Consider the following 13,683-nt stretch of genomic DNA (forward strand, 5'->3'; position numbering starts at 1 on the left):
TCCTGACTGCCCTCCTCCTGATCGTGGACCACACCGGTAATGCGGTCCACATCACTGGCCATGACCATCAGCTTCACCAGATGATCCTCCACTTCCTTCACCAGCGAGGTCACCCGCTGGATCACCTGGCCGGTGAGGTCCTGGAAATCCTGCGCCAGAAGAATCTCGGAAAGATTGCCATGCAGACGATCCGAGTCCGAGACAATGCGATCCAGAAAGGCATCGATCCGCTGGTAGAGTTCCCGGAACTCGGACGGCTTCATCTCGCGGCGACGCAGCCTTCCCCAGTCCTCGCGGATGGCATTGGCCTCCTCGCGCAGGTTGGAAGCTACCGGCATGGTGTCCTCGACCAGGTCCATGGTCCGGTTGGCCGAGCGGCTGGTCAGCTGAACCACGTAATCCAGGCGGTCCGACGCATCCGCCATTTTGGAGAGCTCTTCCTGCTGCTCACGGTTCTCGGCCTTGATCTCGAAATTGCGCAGGGCTTCATGGAGGCTGCGTGTCAGGCGCCCAACCTCACGGTAGAGGCTGCGGTCGCGCACCTCACCCAGCTCAGCGATGCGCTGCATGGCATCGCTGATATTGCCCTGATCGAGGGCTTCCTTGAGGCCAGCGGCGTGCGCTTTGAGTTCCTCAGCCACTTCCTCGGTAATGTCTTCCCGGTTGAGCTCACTCATGCCGTCTGCACCTGGTTCACTCGACGCGTTCAAATATCTTCTCGATCTTGTCCTTGAGCACCGCGGCCGTGAACGGCTTGACCACATAGCCGTTCACCCCCGCCTGGGCGGCGGCCACGATCTGGTCCCGCTTCGCCTCAGCGGTCACCATCAGAATCGGCAGATGCTTGAGGTTCTCATCCGCCCGGACCGCCTGAAGCAGTTCCATACCGCTCATACCCGGCATGTTCCAATCAGTCACCAGGAAGTCGAATTTGCCGTTGCGCAGCATCGGCAGCGCGGTATTACCGTCATCCGCCTCCTCGATGTTGTTGAAGCCGAGGTCGCGCAGCAGGTTCCTCACGATCCGTCTCATCGTGGAGAAATCATCCACAACAAGAATCTTCATGTTCTTGTCCAAAACAGCCTCCAAACACTCCGGTTGTTGTCACGTCTGCCTGGGCGGCCCGTGCACCAACACTCACTTTCACAGTCTAGACGTTTGTCGAAATCTAACCAGTCAGCCCCCGGTACGTTCGAGCATGCGGGCCCGCAGCCGCGCCGCAGCCTGACCGTGGATCTGGCTTACCCGTGACTCGCTGACCTCCAGCACGGCACCGATTTCCTTCAGGTTGAGCTCATCCTGATAGTAGAGCGACAGTACCAGCCGCTCCCGTTCCGGCAATTGATCAATCTCACCGGCCAGCGCACGTCGGAAATCCGCATCCTGAAGCTCGCCCTCGGGTCCTTCCTGCGGGGCCTGATCATTGATGTGTTCGTTTTTCTCCGTCAGCTCATCCAGGCTGAACAGGCGGCCGGTGGTCGCATCACTGGCACGGCTGTGGTAGTCATCCAGAGACACGCCCAGCTCATCGGCGATCTCAGCGTCCTTTGCATCACGTCCTTCCCGGCCCTCAACCGTCTGGATGGCCTCGGAAATACGGCGGGCATTGCGGTGGACTGAGCGGGGCACCCAGTCCCCACGTCGGATCTCATCCACAATGGCGCCGCGGATCCGGATGCCCGCATAGGTCTCGAAGGTCGCACCCTGGCCGGACTCATACCGGCGTGCCGCCTCCAGAAGCCCGATCATGCCCGCCTGCATCAGATCCTCAAGCTGGATATGATCCGGCAGGCGCGCCATCAGGTGCAACGCGATCTTCTTGACCAGCGGCATGTGGGTCTCGACAAGCTCATCCACATCCGCCCGGCGCGTCTGTGTATAGAGATCCAGCGGCCCGGACTGCGTCATGGTTTGGCCACTCCCGTAAGCCCCTGCTCAAGGATGGAACGCCCTGTCAGTCCTGCACAAGCCGTTCAACAAAAAATTCAAGATGCCCCCTTGGCGATGATGGCAGCGGCCACTGATCCACCTTCTTCGCCAGATCCCGGAATGCCTGGGATGCCTTGGCATTCGGGTACAGCTCCATGACCGTCTTCTGCCGGCGAACGGCCTTCTTCACCTGTTCATCCAGGGGAATGCTGCCCACATACTGCAGGGCAACGTCCAGAAACCGCTCGGTGACCCGGTAGAGCTTGTCGTAAAGAGCCTTGCCATCCTGCTCCGTGCGCACCATGTTCGCCAGTACCCGGAACCTGTGGGTGCCATAGTCCCGATTCATCAGCTTGATCAGCGCATAGGTATCGGTGATGGAAGTGGGCTCATCATTCACCACCAGCATCAGTTCCTGCGAAGCCCTCAGAAAACTGACCACGGACTCCGAGATCCCAGCCGCCGTGTCTACTATGAGTACGTCGATGTCATCGCCGAGTTCACTGAAGGCGGAAATGAGACCGGCATGCTCCATATGGCTGAGATTGGTCATGCGCTGGGTTCCGGAGGAGGCGGGCACGATGCGGATACCCCCGGGGCCGTCCACTAGGATGTCCGTAAGGCTGCATTCCCCGGCGAGCACATCGGAAATATTGTAGGTGGCACTGATCCCCAGCAGCACATCGATGTTCGCCAGCCCGAGGTCGGCATCAAGAACCACAACGCGCTGGCCCATCTCACTGAGGGCTATACCCAGGTTGACCGAGACGTTGCTCTTGCCGACACCGCCCTTGCCCCCGGTGACCGCGATCACCTGTACCGGTTTACTCATGCGGAATGGGCTCTCCCGTCCTGTTGCTGTTGCATTGTGAGGAGACGCCCGATCCCATGTCAGGCGCCCTCGGCCATGGCGCTTTCACCGCGATTGAGTGCCTGGTGACGGCGCACCGCCTGCTTGACCAGATCCCCGGCGCCCGCGCGGTGCAGGTCGTCGGGAATCTTCTGACCGTTGGTGTAGAACGCGACCGGCAACCGGCTCTGCGCCGCAAAGCCCACCACCTCGCCAAGCGTCAGGGCTTCGTCCGTCTTGGTCAGGATGCAGCCCGCCAACCCAACGGCATTATAGCAATGCCACGTGGATTGCATAATGCGCGGCTGGCTTGTCGCCGAAATCAGCAGATAGGGCCGCACCGGATGGCGGCTGCTGACCAGCTCCTCGATCTGCTCCTGCCAGCCACGATCCGCCGCCGTGAGGCCAGCCGTATCAATCAGGATCAGCTTGCGGTCCGACAGATCATCCAGAATGGCATCCAGGCTGTTGGCCTCGTCCACCACCCGCACCGGCACATTCAGAATGCGCCCGAACACGAACAGCTGCTCATGGGCGGCCACACGATAGCGGTCCGTGGTCACTAACGCCAGCTTTTCCGCACCGTGACGCAGCACGAACTGCGCCGCCATCTTGCCGATGGTGGTTGTCTTTCCGGAGCCGGTGGGGCCAAGCAGGGCGTAGATGCCGCCACGTTCCAGTGGATTCTCACGCACGGTTTCCACTCGGGCCGCCAGAGCCTTGAGCGCGCTCTTCCACCCGGCGTCGAGCCGCCCCTGGCCATGTTCAGCAGCCAGCTCACGGCCCTGATCGCGCGGCAGCCCAAGATCCTGAAGCCGGTCCGACAGACGCTGCTCGACCACGCCCTGGGTCTTTTCACCGGGCGTCGCGGTGCCCTGCTGGCCGTTCATCTGCTGAAGCATATCCCTCAGGGAATGGATCTCGGCCCGCATGGAGCTCAACGCATCGCCCTCCCCGCCGGGAGATGGGGTGTTTTCCGTCTCCCTCCCAGACTCGGAACTGCCAACGGCCGCTGGCCCCACCGGCTCCTGGCCGTGGTGCGAGCGCTGCTGCACCTCGCTGATGTGGGCACGGGATTTCGCCATGGCCTCCTCCAGATTACGGTGCTTCTCCGCCTGAAGCTCGGCCAGACGCGCGGCGTTGGCCTTGTCCTCGTCCGCCACGCCGAGCTGGCTTCGGACCTCACCCTCGTCGTAATCCAGTGCCGTCACGATTTCGACGCCGTCTTCCACCCGCTTGCTAGAGAGGATCACCGCATCATCACCCATTTCACTGCGGACCATCCGCAACGCCTCGGGCATGGTGGGAGCAAAAAAGCGTTTGACTTGCATGGCAGGGAACCTCCGCCGCCGTCAGTTTATTGGCCAATGGATGACACAATCGTGACCTGCTTGTTCTCCGGAATTTCCTGATAGGAAAGAACGTGCAGCCGTTCCACCCCATACCGGACAAACCTTGCCAGTACCGGTCGCAGGGGGGCCGATACCAGCAGGATGGCGGGTTTGCCAACCGCCTCCTGTTTCTGGGCCGCATCCGAGAGTGAGCGCTGGAGCTTCTCGACCATATTGGGCTCCAGGATCATGCCGATATCATCGGCCGTGCCGGATTGTTGACCCTGCTGTACAGACTTAAGCAACATCTGTTCCAGCTGCGGATCCAGCGTGATCACCGGAACCTCGCTCTCATTGCCAACCAGCTTCTGCACGATCATGCGCTTGAGCGATTTACGCGCCGCGGTGGTCAGAACGCTCGGGTCCTGACTGCGTGGCTGAACATTGACAATGGCTTCGGCGATACTGCGCATATCCCGGATCGGCACCTCCTCCAGCAGCAGGTTCTGCAGCACCTTAAGGAGCAGGCTGATGGAAACGGTGTTGGGCACCAGCTCCTCGGCCAGCTTGGGCGAGGCCTTCTCGAGCTGGTCCAGCCACTTCTGGACCTCCTCGTGGCCCAGCAGCTCGTGGGCATGCTCCTGCAGCACCTGGTTCAGGTGGGTTGCAACCACGGTGGAGGCGTCCACAACGGTGTAGCCAAGCGTCTGCGCCTGATCACGCTGGGCGGGCTCAATCCAGGTGGCATCCAGGCCGAATGCCGGATCCTTACCGGCAATCCCCTCGACCTTGCCGAACACCTGCCCTGGATCAATAGCCAGCTCCCGGTCCGGATGGATCTCCGCTTCCGCCAGCGTCACGCCCATCAGGGTAATGCGATAGACGTTGGGCATCAGATCCAGGTTGTCGCGGATGTGAACCGAGGGCATGAGAAAGCCCAGATCCTGGGAAAGCTTCTTGCGCACACCCTTGATCCGTGCCAGCAGCTGCCCCCCCTGATTCTTGTCCACCAGCGGGATCAGCCGGTACCCGACCTCAAGGCCGACAATGTCCACACTGACCACATCTTCCCAGGCCAGCTCCTTGGTTTCCCCGGTGCCGCCACCGGGCAATGCCTGCTGCTGGTCCTCAGTGATGGTCCGCTGCTGGGCGCCGCCACCCTCACCACCGGCGGCCTGGCGGGCCACCGGCGCGCTGCCGGCACCTTCCTCAACGACCTGCTGGCCGCGCTTCCAGATGAACCAGGCGACAGCCACCGCCATGCCCCCCAAGCCCATGAACGCCACCGTGGGCATGCCCGGGATCAGACTGAGTCCGATCAGGATGCCGCCGGCAATGCCGATGGCGTTCGGGGAGGAGAACATCTGCTCGACGACCTGGGAGCTCATCTCCTGGGACTTGCCCACCCGCGTCACGATGATGGCGGCAGCGGCGGAGAGCAGCAGCGAGGGGATCTGGGCGACCAGGCCGTCACCGATGGTCAGCAGCGCGTAGTTCTCAACCGCCTGACCGAAAGCCAGCCCGTGCTGGAACATGCCGATGCTGACGCCACCGACAATGTTGATGAAAAGGATCAGAAGGCCAGCAATGGCGTCGCCACGCACAAACTTGGAAGCGCCATCCATGGAACCGTAGAAATCCGCCTCACCGGCCACCTCGGCCCGGCGGTCCCGGGCTTCGTCCTGGCTGATCAGGCCGGCGTTGAGGTCGGCGTCGATGGCCATCTGTTTGCCGGGCATGGCATCCAGTGTGAACCGGGCACTGACCTCGGAGACCCGGCCCGCGCCCTTGGTCACCACGATGAAGTTGATGATCATCAGGATGGCGAACACCACCAGGCCCACGGCGTAGTTGCCGCCGATCAGCACTTCACCGAAGGACTCGATCACCTTGCCCGCGGCGGCACCGCCTTCGTGCCCGTGCAGCAGCACGATCCGGGTGGAGGCCACGTTCAGCGCCAGCCGCAGCAGTGTGGCCACCAGCAGCACCGTTGGGAATGCCGCGAAATCCATGGGCCGCATGGCGTAGATCGCCACCAGGATGATCACCAACGACAGGGCGATATTGAAAGTGAAGGCCACGTCCAGCAGGAAGACCGGAATGGGCAGGGTCATCATGCCCAGAAGCACCATGAGCATGAACGGGATCGCGACATTCCCGTCCAGAATGCCCTTCAGGCCTCTGAGTTGGTCGATTGCCCCCGCCCGATCCATGACCGTCCGGTACCTCCAAGCGCTGATAAGTGATCAGGGCGCCGTTTTTCTGGCGCCAAACCGGGTTACAGGATGGTTAGTGCAAGCGCCATACCAGATCCGTCATTCATCGCGTTTGAGGTCATCAGGAATCGGCAACGCCGGCATGACCGGTTTCTTACCCCCATTGCGGCGGTACTGCCGGAGCTGGAAGAGGTAGGCCAGAACCTGGGCCACGGCCATGTAGAGGCCTTCGGGAATGTTCTCGCCAATCTCCGCGTTGTGGTAGACGGCCCGTGCCAGCGGCGGCGTGCGCAGCACATCCACCCGGTGCTCCCGCGCGATCTCCATGATCTTGGTAGCGATCTCGTCCGCCCCCTTGGCCACGACCACCGGCGCTGCCATGCTCTTGCCGTCGTACTTCAGCGCCACGGCGTAGTGTTCCGGGTTGGTGATCACCACGTCCGCGCTGGGCACATCCTCCATCATGCGCCGCTGGGTCATCTCCTGCTGCAGCTGACGGACCTTCTGCTTGACCTCGGGTTTGCCCTCGGTCTCCTTGAACTCGTCCTTTACCTCCTGCTTGGACATCCGCATCTTCTTCTGGTGATCGTGGATCTGGAAGGGCACATCGATCACGGCGATGATGATGGTGGAACAGGACAGCAGGAAGAAGCTCCAGGCCAGTGTCCAGAGCGTATGCTCGGTGGCACGGTTGGGGGATTCACTCGATATTGCAAGCAGGTCTTCCGTGCGGATATCGAGGATCGCCATGGCAATGAGGCACACCAGGGATACCTTGGCCACGCTTTTCCCCAGCTCCACCAGCGAGCGAATGCCGAACATCCGCCCCAACCCCTTGACCGGGCTCATCCGGCTGAGCTGCGGCGCCACTGCCTTGCCGGAGAGCAGGAACCCGCTGAGCATGATCGGACCCAGGAAGGCAGCCACGGCCAGGGCGATGAGCAGCGGCGTTAGCGCGACCGCAGCCGTGGTGGCAGACTGGCCCAGGTGCTGGAGCATCTGGGAGGTGTCAAAAATCTGACCCCGCTCCAGCGCGAAATTGAACTCGAGCATCTGCTTGAGTTCCCCCCCGATGGAACCGCCAAACAGCAGCAGCCCCGTAGCTCCTGCCATCAGGACCAGCGCGGTACCCAGATCCTTGGACTGGGGGACCTGCCCTTCTTCGCGGGCCTTCTCGAGCCGCCTCGGGGTCGGGTCTTCCGTTTTTTCCTGGCTGTCATCACCACCACCTTCCGCCATGGAAGCACCTCCTGATCAGGTTCGCTGCATCTCACGCAGGAAGATGAATGTCTCGCGGCTGAATTCCTGGAAGTGTGGCGCCAGATCGCGCATCAGAACCCAGTTGGCAAAGAGCCCGAACAGCAGCGCGACCGGAAAGCCGATGGCGAAGATATTCATCTGGGGCGCCGCGCGTGTCATCACGCCGAAGGAGATGTACACGATCAGGACCGCCGCCATGGCCGGCAGTGCCAACAGCATGGCGCTGGCGAACAGCCAGGTCATGCGGTGGGCAAGCTGGCGGAAGGACTCGATGGCCAGGCCGTCTGTTGCGATGGGTATGGTGTTGAAGCTCTCGACCAGCACATCGAACAGCACCAGGTGCCCGTTCATCGCCAGGAACAGCAGCGTGATGCCGTTGAGGTAGAACTGGGAAAGCACCGGCACGTTCACCCCATTGGCAGGATCCACCATGGACGCAAAGCCGAGCCCCATCTGCATCGCGATCATCTGGCCCGCCACCACGAACAGCTGGAACAGCATGTAGACCGCAAACCCCATGGCACTGCCGATCAGCACCTGCTGGATCGAGATCACCGCCATTTCCGGCGAAATCGAATCCAGCACCGGCACATCCCCCAGCATGGGCATCACCAGCACCGTCATCACCAGAGCCAGCCCTATGCGGATGCGGGCAGTGACCAGCTGGGTCCCGAAGATGGGGATCACCATCAGGAAACTTCCAATGCGGAACAGCGGCCATAGGAACTGCCCCAGCCACTGCCCGATTGCATCCGGTCCCAGTTCAATCGGCATGGCCCTACCCGATCGTGTTCGGAATGTTGTTGATCAGTTCATTGGTGTGATCCAGCAGCAGGGTCAGCAGCCAGGGCCCCCAAACGATCAGCACCAGCAGGGTCACGATCAGACGTGGCAGGAAACTCAGTGTCTGCTCGTTGATCTGGGTCGCGGCCTGGAAAGTGGAGACCACCAACCCCACCATCAGCCCCGGGCCAATGATGGCCAACGCCATCGTCACAATCAGCCAGAGGGCGTCCCGCATCAGCTCTATCACCATTTCCGGTGTCATAACGCCTCCCCTCTATAGCCCGTAACTGGCCGCCAGCGTGCCCATCACCATGGCCCACCCATCCACCAGCACGAACAGCATGATCTTGAACGGCAGCGAGATGATGATCGGTGAAAGCATCATCATGCCCATGGCCATGAGCACGCTCGCCACCACCATGTCGATGATCAGGAAGGGGATGAACAGCATGAACCCGATCTGGAATGCGGTCTTGAGCTCACTGGTCACGAAGGCCGGCATCAGAATCCAGAAGGACACGTCTTCGGGCCCCTCATAACTGTCCTCTTCGCCCGCGATCCGGACGAACATATTCAGGTCCGTCTTACGGGTCTGACCGATCATGAACTCCCGGAAGGGCTGGCTGGCACTCTCAACCGCCTCCATCGCGGCCATGTCCCCACTGAGATAGGGCTGCAGCGCCTCCTGATTGGCGCGCTCGAACACCGGCGACATGATGAAGATCGAGAGAAAGAGCGCGAGCCCGATCAGGATCTGGTTGGAGGGGGTCTGCTGGAGCCCGATAGCCTGGCGCAGGATGGCGAAGGTGACAATGATGCGGGTGAAGGACGTCATCATCATCAGTGCCGCCGGCAGAAAGCTCAGCGCCGTCATCAGCGCCACAATCTGCAGGGTTACGGAGTACTGCTGTTCGCCGTCCTCGGTGGTGGTGAGCGAGAGCGCCGGGATGCCCTCAGGCGCGGCCTGAGCCAGTAAGGGGGCGAACAGCAGCAGTGCCCCCGTTATCCAGGCGTACCTCGATGTCATGGATGATCCCCCTACACGTCATTGGAACCTCCCGTTGCGCCGCGCCCCATCACCTGCTGGAGCTTACGGGCGAAGTCACCACTGGCCGCGGATTGCGCCCCGGTGACAACGGGTTCATCAAAGACATGCAGGGTTCGTACCGATTGTGGCGTAATGCCTATAAGTATCTGTTTATCGCCAACTTCAACAAGAGCCACACGCTCTTTCTGGCCGACGGAGAGGACCGCGACCACCTTGAGCGCCTGAGTATTGACGCCGCCCAGGCCCTGGACGCGACGGGCGATCCAGCCGCTGAAGAGGATGAACGCCAACACCACGATCAACCCGGCTCCCAGAGTGAGCGCAGTCGTCATGGTGTCCGGCGTGCTGGCGCCGATTCCGTCACCCCCGGTTTCCTGCTGGGCTTCCTGGGCCTTAACCAGAAGTGGCATAAGCCCGGCAAGGCCCAGCGTCCAGCGAGCGTAAAGCACGGACCGGTTCATTTGGACAGCTTGCGGATGCGTTCGGAGGGGCTGATCACATCGGTGAGGCGGATGCCGAACTTCTCGTTCACCATCACCACCTCACCGTGGGCGATCAGCATACCGTTGACCAGCACATCCAGTGGCTCTCCGGCCAGCCGGTCCAGCTCAATCACCGAGCCCTGATTGAGCTGGAGCAGGTTGCGGATCGGGATGCTGGTATTACCCACTTCCATGGAGATGGTCACCGGAATATCCAGGATCACATCCAGATCCGGGTGCTGCTCCCCGCCGGGCTCGGGCTCATGGGTAAAGTCCTGCATGGGCGCCTGGCGCACATCCTCGCCGCGGCCACTGGCACCGCCCTCGCCACTGCCACCGGCTTCCGCCATGGCAGCCGCCCATTCATCACCCCGGTCATCCTCACCGCCTGAGGCCTCGCCTTCACCGGCGTCACCCATGGCCTGCTCCCATTCGGCGGCGAGCTTCTCGTCCTCGGTCATTTCCTCGCCGTTGCCGTTGTGTTCGTCTTCAGCCATTGTCCTGAACCTTCAGCTTGTTGGTGGTCTCGGGCCGTTTGATCTGATCCGTGACCCGCAGCGCCATATTGCCGTCGCGGGTGCCCAGGTTCCCCTTGTAGATGGGAATGCCATTGGCGGTCATGGTGGCGTCCTCGGGCATGTCGATGGGAATGATATCCCCCGCCTCGAACTGCGCGACCTCACGCAGGGAAATCTGGCGCTCAGCCACGGTCACGTTCACCGGCACCTCGACTTCCTTGATGTCCTCCTGCAGGGCATTGACCCAGCGTTCATCAACCTCGTCCACGTCACTCTGAACGCCGGCGTCCAGAAGCTCGCGGATGGGCTCAACCATCGAATAGGGAATGGCGATGTCCATCTCGCCACCGCCGCCGTCCAGCTCAATCTGGAAGGTGCTGACGATCACCACCTCGCTGGGGCTGACGATGTTCGCCATGGAGGGGTTCACCTCCGACGACAGGTACTCGAAGTCCACCTTGAACACCGCGCTCCAGGCCTCCTTCATGTCCTGGAATACCTGCTCCAGCACCATCTGCACAATGCGCGTCTCGGTGGGCGTGAATTCCCTGCCCTCGATCTTGGCGTGGCGCCCCTCCCCTCCGAAGAAGTTGTCCACCAGCTTGAAGACCAGCTTGGCGTCCATGATGTAGAGCGCCGTGCCCCGAAGCGGCCGCATTTTGACCAGATTGAGGCTCGTGGGCACGAAAAGGGTATGGATGTATTCCCCGAACTTCATGATCTGGATGCCGGCCGCGGCCACATCCGCGTTGCGACGCAGGAGATTGAACAGACTGATCCGGGTGTAGCGCGCAAACCGTTCGTTGATCATCTCCAGCGTCGGCATGCGCCCGCGGACGATACGGTCCTGGGTCGCCAGATCAAAGGTCTTGGCTTCACCCGTATCCTCTTCGTCATCGGTGTCCACGTCGCCATCGTCAACACCGTGGAGCAGCGCGTCGATTTCATCCTGCGACAGCAGATCCTGCATGATTATTCCCCAGCCCGGGCCCGTATCCCCGGGTCACTGCATGACAAAGTTGGTGAACAGTACCTGCTCAATCGAAGACGCGTTTTCCGCCTTAAGTACAGCGTTCACGGCGTCGCGCATATCCTCGAGCAGTGCCTGCTTGCCCTCGCGGGTGCGGAGCTGTTCAAAAGACTGCTCCTGCAGCAGCCCCCGGAGCCGGCTGCGTACAGTGGGCCGGTGACGTTCAAGCGCGGCCGAGACATCCTCCCCACGCATGACAAACGCCAGATGCAGCTGCAGATAACGCTGCTGATCCCCACTGACCGACACCACCAGCGGGTCCGCTAACTCGAAATAGCTGGCCGGCGTATGGGCTTCACTCTGCTCCTGGCTGTTGCCGCTGCCGCCTCCGAAGCTGGTTTCACCCAGAAACCAGAGGGTACCGGCTACCGACACACCAACTGCCAGAATCACACCCAGAACTGCGATGATAATGGTTTTGAACTTGCCGCCTTTACCGTTCCCGGCCATGCCGTAATCCCGTCGCTCAGTGACAGCTGCCCAAGGGCAGCAATTCGTGTGCCATCAATATAGTTGACCGGATCGGGTCAGGGCCAGCCCCGGCCTCACGCATAGGTATCAATGCCATCGTCGAGAGTGATGGTGGACTCACCGGTCGCAACCGTTTCGCCGGCGCCGCTGGCCGGACCGGAGCCGTCACGCTCACCGGATTCCCCTTCCGCGGCTTCCTCGCCGTCACCTCCCGCAGCCTCGCCGGAGACATCAAAGTCAGCCAGGTTGAGCCCCTCCTGTTCAAGCATTTCCCGCAGTCGGCTGCTGTTGAGTTCCAGCATCTCCCGCACCTGGGCATTCTGGGCATTGACGGTCACCTGGGCCTGATCATTCTGGACCGAGACGCGAACCTCGATCGGCCCCATATCCGGCGGGTTCAACTGGATATCCGCAGACTGGATGCTGCGCCCGGCCAGCCAGGCAATCTTGCCGGCAACCTGCTCACTCCACTGCTTCTGGTTCTGTACCGGGGTTTCGACGGTTGTGGTGTAGTGCCGCAGGGTGGCATCACGGGCCGCCTCGGAACGGGTGAAGCTCTGCTGGGTCAGCCCCAACGCCTCACTGCTGCGGCTCCCTGACTCCTGGCCACCACTGTTCTCCACCGCCACCAGGCGCAACCCCTCAAAACGCAGATCGGTGCTGCTGGCCTCACTGCTCTGCCCGTTCGGGCCATTCAATGCCATGCCGGAAAGCAGGTTCTGCAGGAAATTGCTGGTGCTGTTGCGGGCACTGCCATCACTGATTCCGGGCGCACTGGCTCCCTTCCCCAGGAGCTCACCCAGCGGCAACCCATTGCCTCCCCCATTGTTCGAGGATGCCTCGCTCCCATTGCCCTGACTACTGCCCTGCAGCCCATTGATCCCAGCCAGGGCTGCCAGAACGCCCTGCTGCTCGCCACTGGTCAGGTTCTCAAGCTGCCGCAGCCAGTCCGCCTCGCCTCCGGCTTCCGGACTGACATCCAATCCGCCCGAGAAAAGAGCCTGCAGTGCCTCAAGCCCGCTCCCCTCCTGTTCCTCCAGCAGGTTAGACAGCTTTTCCAGCGGAATGCCCGGCCCCTCGCGTCCCTCAAGAGCCAAGCGCAAGTCACCGCCATCGCCCCTTACGATACGACCGACCACATTGCCTTCCGCATTGCGCAATACATCGCCGGGCTTCAGGCCGTCACTGCCTTTGCCCATGAGGCCACGGTGGAGTTCGCCGAAGGCGGATGCGTCAGCACCCTTGCCATCGGCACCATTACCGGAGCGGCCGGAAACGGACGCGGTCTCGGGGGAGAGAATATCGGGCATTTGCATGGCAGAACCTTGCCTCCTGAATGGATCAGTTCAAGACTTAACGCCATGCAAGCAATTTGGAGGCCAGATTGGAAATGCGGGGGAATTATCCATCCCGAAAATGCGCCAGTTCCTGGCGGACTGCTCCCAGCTCCGCCTCAATCGCACTGATGCAGTCATGGATGTCGGAGAGATCGCCATCACGGCCACGCTGCTCCGCAGTCCGGCAGCGCTCGGCCAGTTCCGGCGCGCCGATATTGATGCAGCTGCCCTTGAAACTGTGTGCCATCTTCCGGACTTCCTCGGCGTCTTCCGAGGCCGCCCCCGCGCGCAGCTGCTCCAGGCGATCATCCGCATCCTGAAGGAAGGTATTCACAAGGATCGCAAATTCATCCTCCATGACATCCCGCAGCTCCGCGAGAGCATCATGGTCAATGTGCTGGTGTTCACTCATTGCGGCTACCGTA

16 protein-coding genes are annotated in these 13,683 nt (G+C 61.6%); all 16 read right to left on the bottom strand.

Going from position 1 to position 13,683, the window contains the following annotated elements:
- Window positions 1-677: protein phosphatase CheZ (locus tag QZ501_RS08770; protein ID WP_295718818.1), on the bottom strand; the 677-nt coding region annotated here is incomplete at its 3' end.
- Window positions 678-693: 16 nt separating this feature from the next.
- The gene (gene cheY, locus QZ501_RS08775; RefSeq protein ID WP_077531624.1) at window positions 694-1,077 is read right to left on the bottom strand and encodes a chemotaxis response regulator CheY; all 384 of its coding nucleotides are present in this window, start codon (window positions 1,075-1,077) and stop codon (window positions 694-696) included.
- A gap of 99 nt (window positions 1,078-1,176) precedes the next feature.
- On the bottom strand, window positions 1,177-1,908 hold the full coding sequence (locus tag QZ501_RS08780; protein ID WP_160898889.1) for an RNA polymerase sigma factor FliA: 732 nt from the start codon (window positions 1,906-1,908) through the stop codon (window positions 1,177-1,179).
- A 46-nt stretch (window positions 1,909-1,954) separates the two neighbouring features.
- Window positions 1,955-2,761, bottom strand: a complete 807-nt coding sequence (locus tag QZ501_RS08785) for a MinD/ParA family protein (RefSeq protein WP_151439307.1) — start codon at window positions 2,759-2,761, stop codon at window positions 1,955-1,957.
- Window positions 2,762-2,820: 59 nt separating this feature from the next.
- Window positions 2,821-4,110 carry a flagellar biosynthesis protein FlhF gene (gene flhF / locus QZ501_RS08790; protein WP_151439306.1) on the bottom strand — a complete coding sequence of 430 codons (1,290 nt, stop codon included), beginning with the start codon at window positions 4,108-4,110 and terminating at the stop codon, window positions 2,821-2,823.
- A 26-nt stretch (window positions 4,111-4,136) separates the two neighbouring features.
- Window positions 4,137-6,323, bottom strand: a complete 2,187-nt coding sequence (gene flhA, locus QZ501_RS08795) for a flagellar biosynthesis protein FlhA (RefSeq protein WP_151439305.1) — start codon at window positions 6,321-6,323, stop codon at window positions 4,137-4,139.
- A gap of 102 nt (window positions 6,324-6,425) precedes the next feature.
- Window positions 6,426-7,565, bottom strand: a complete 1,140-nt coding sequence (flhB, locus tag QZ501_RS08800) for a flagellar biosynthesis protein FlhB (RefSeq protein WP_295718823.1) — start codon at window positions 7,563-7,565, stop codon at window positions 6,426-6,428.
- A gap of 15 nt (window positions 7,566-7,580) precedes the next feature.
- Entirely contained in the window at window positions 7,581-8,360 is a 780-nt protein-coding gene (fliR, locus tag QZ501_RS08805; RefSeq protein ID WP_160898891.1) for a flagellar biosynthetic protein FliR, read from the bottom strand.
- A 4-nt stretch (window positions 8,361-8,364) separates the two neighbouring features.
- A complete protein-coding gene (gene fliQ, locus QZ501_RS08810; protein WP_295718826.1) occupies window positions 8,365-8,634 on the bottom strand; it encodes a flagellar biosynthesis protein FliQ in 270 nt (89 codons plus the stop codon).
- Between the two features lie 12 nt (window positions 8,635-8,646).
- Window positions 8,647-9,399: a flagellar type III secretion system pore protein FliP gene (fliP, locus tag QZ501_RS08815; protein WP_295718828.1), complete on the bottom strand. Its 753-nt coding sequence runs from the start codon at window positions 9,397-9,399 to the stop codon at window positions 8,647-8,649.
- 11 nt (window positions 9,400-9,410) lie between these two features.
- Window positions 9,411-9,881 carry a flagellar biosynthetic protein FliO gene (gene fliO, locus QZ501_RS08820; RefSeq protein ID WP_160898894.1) on the bottom strand — a complete coding sequence of 157 codons (471 nt, stop codon included), beginning with the start codon at window positions 9,879-9,881 and terminating at the stop codon, window positions 9,411-9,413.
- The gene (gene fliN / locus QZ501_RS08825; RefSeq protein ID WP_160898895.1) at window positions 9,878-10,399 is read right to left on the bottom strand and encodes a flagellar motor switch protein FliN; all 522 of its coding nucleotides are present in this window, start codon (window positions 10,397-10,399) and stop codon (window positions 9,878-9,880) included. Before fliN ends, fliO begins: the two co-directional genes overlap by 4 nt.
- Window positions 10,392-11,396: a flagellar motor switch protein FliM gene (gene fliM, locus QZ501_RS08830; RefSeq protein WP_340162449.1), complete on the bottom strand. Its 1,005-nt coding sequence runs from the start codon at window positions 11,394-11,396 to the stop codon at window positions 10,392-10,394. The genes fliN and fliM overlap by 8 nt, the downstream gene beginning before the upstream one ends.
- 27 nt (window positions 11,397-11,423) lie before the next feature.
- On the bottom strand, window positions 11,424-11,900 hold the full coding sequence (locus QZ501_RS08835; RefSeq protein ID WP_160898896.1) for a flagellar basal body-associated FliL family protein: 477 nt from the start codon (window positions 11,898-11,900) through the stop codon (window positions 11,424-11,426).
- A 95-nt stretch (window positions 11,901-11,995) separates the two neighbouring features.
- A complete protein-coding gene (locus tag QZ501_RS08840; RefSeq protein WP_295718834.1) occupies window positions 11,996-13,237 on the bottom strand; it encodes a flagellar hook-length control protein FliK in 1,242 nt (413 codons plus the stop codon).
- Window positions 13,238-13,322: 85 nt separating this feature from the next.
- Window positions 13,323-13,670 (bottom strand): Hpt domain-containing protein, encoded by a 348-nt coding sequence (locus tag QZ501_RS08845; RefSeq protein ID WP_160898897.1) that lies wholly within the window; start codon window positions 13,668-13,670, stop codon window positions 13,323-13,325.
- Between the last annotated feature and the right edge of the window lie 13 nt (window positions 13,671-13,683).

The sequence above is a fragment of the uncultured Halovibrio sp. genome (assembly GCF_913056445.1).
In the GTDB taxonomy this organism is placed as follows: Bacteria; Pseudomonadota; Gammaproteobacteria; order Pseudomonadales; family Oleiphilaceae; genus Halospina; species Halospina utahensis_B.

Excerpts from the sequence above, each read along its gene's own strand:
- fliQ (WP_295718826.1), bottom strand. The coding sequence starts at position 8,634 with ATGACACCGGAAATGGTGATAGAGCTGATGCGGGACGCCCTCTGGCTG.
- flhA (WP_151439305.1), bottom strand. The coding sequence starts at position 6,323 with ATGGATCGGGCGGGGGCAATCGACCAACTCAGAGGCCTGAAGGGCATT.
- fliN (WP_160898895.1), bottom strand. The coding sequence starts at position 10,399 with ATGGCTGAAGACGAACACAACGGCAACGGCGAGGAAATGACCGAGGAC.
- flhB (WP_295718823.1), bottom strand. The coding sequence starts at position 7,565 with ATGGCGGAAGGTGGTGGTGATGACAGCCAGGAAAAAACGGAAGACCCG.
- fliO (WP_160898894.1), bottom strand. The coding sequence starts at position 9,881 with ATGAACCGGTCCGTGCTTTACGCTCGCTGGACGCTGGGCCTTGCCGGG.
- flhF (WP_151439306.1), bottom strand. The coding sequence starts at position 4,110 with ATGCAAGTCAAACGCTTTTTTGCTCCCACCATGCCCGAGGCGTTGCGG.
- QZ501_RS08840 (WP_295718834.1), bottom strand. The coding sequence starts at position 13,237 with ATGCAAATGCCCGATATTCTCTCCCCCGAGACCGCGTCCGTTTCCGGC.
- fliR (WP_160898891.1), bottom strand. The coding sequence starts at position 8,360 with ATGCCGATTGAACTGGGACCGGATGCAATCGGGCAGTGGCTGGGGCAG.
- QZ501_RS08835 (WP_160898896.1), bottom strand. The coding sequence starts at position 11,900 with ATGGCCGGGAACGGTAAAGGCGGCAAGTTCAAAACCATTATCATCGCA.
- QZ501_RS08780 (WP_160898889.1), bottom strand. The coding sequence starts at position 1,908 with ATGACGCAGTCCGGGCCGCTGGATCTCTATACACAGACGCGCCGGGCG.
- QZ501_RS08845 (WP_160898897.1), bottom strand. The coding sequence starts at position 13,670 with ATGAGTGAACACCAGCACATTGACCATGATGCTCTCGCGGAGCTGCGG.
- QZ501_RS08785 (WP_151439307.1), bottom strand. The coding sequence starts at position 2,761 with ATGAGTAAACCGGTACAGGTGATCGCGGTCACCGGGGGCAAGGGCGGT.
- fliP (WP_295718828.1), bottom strand. The coding sequence starts at position 9,399 with ATGACATCGAGGTACGCCTGGATAACGGGGGCACTGCTGCTGTTCGCC.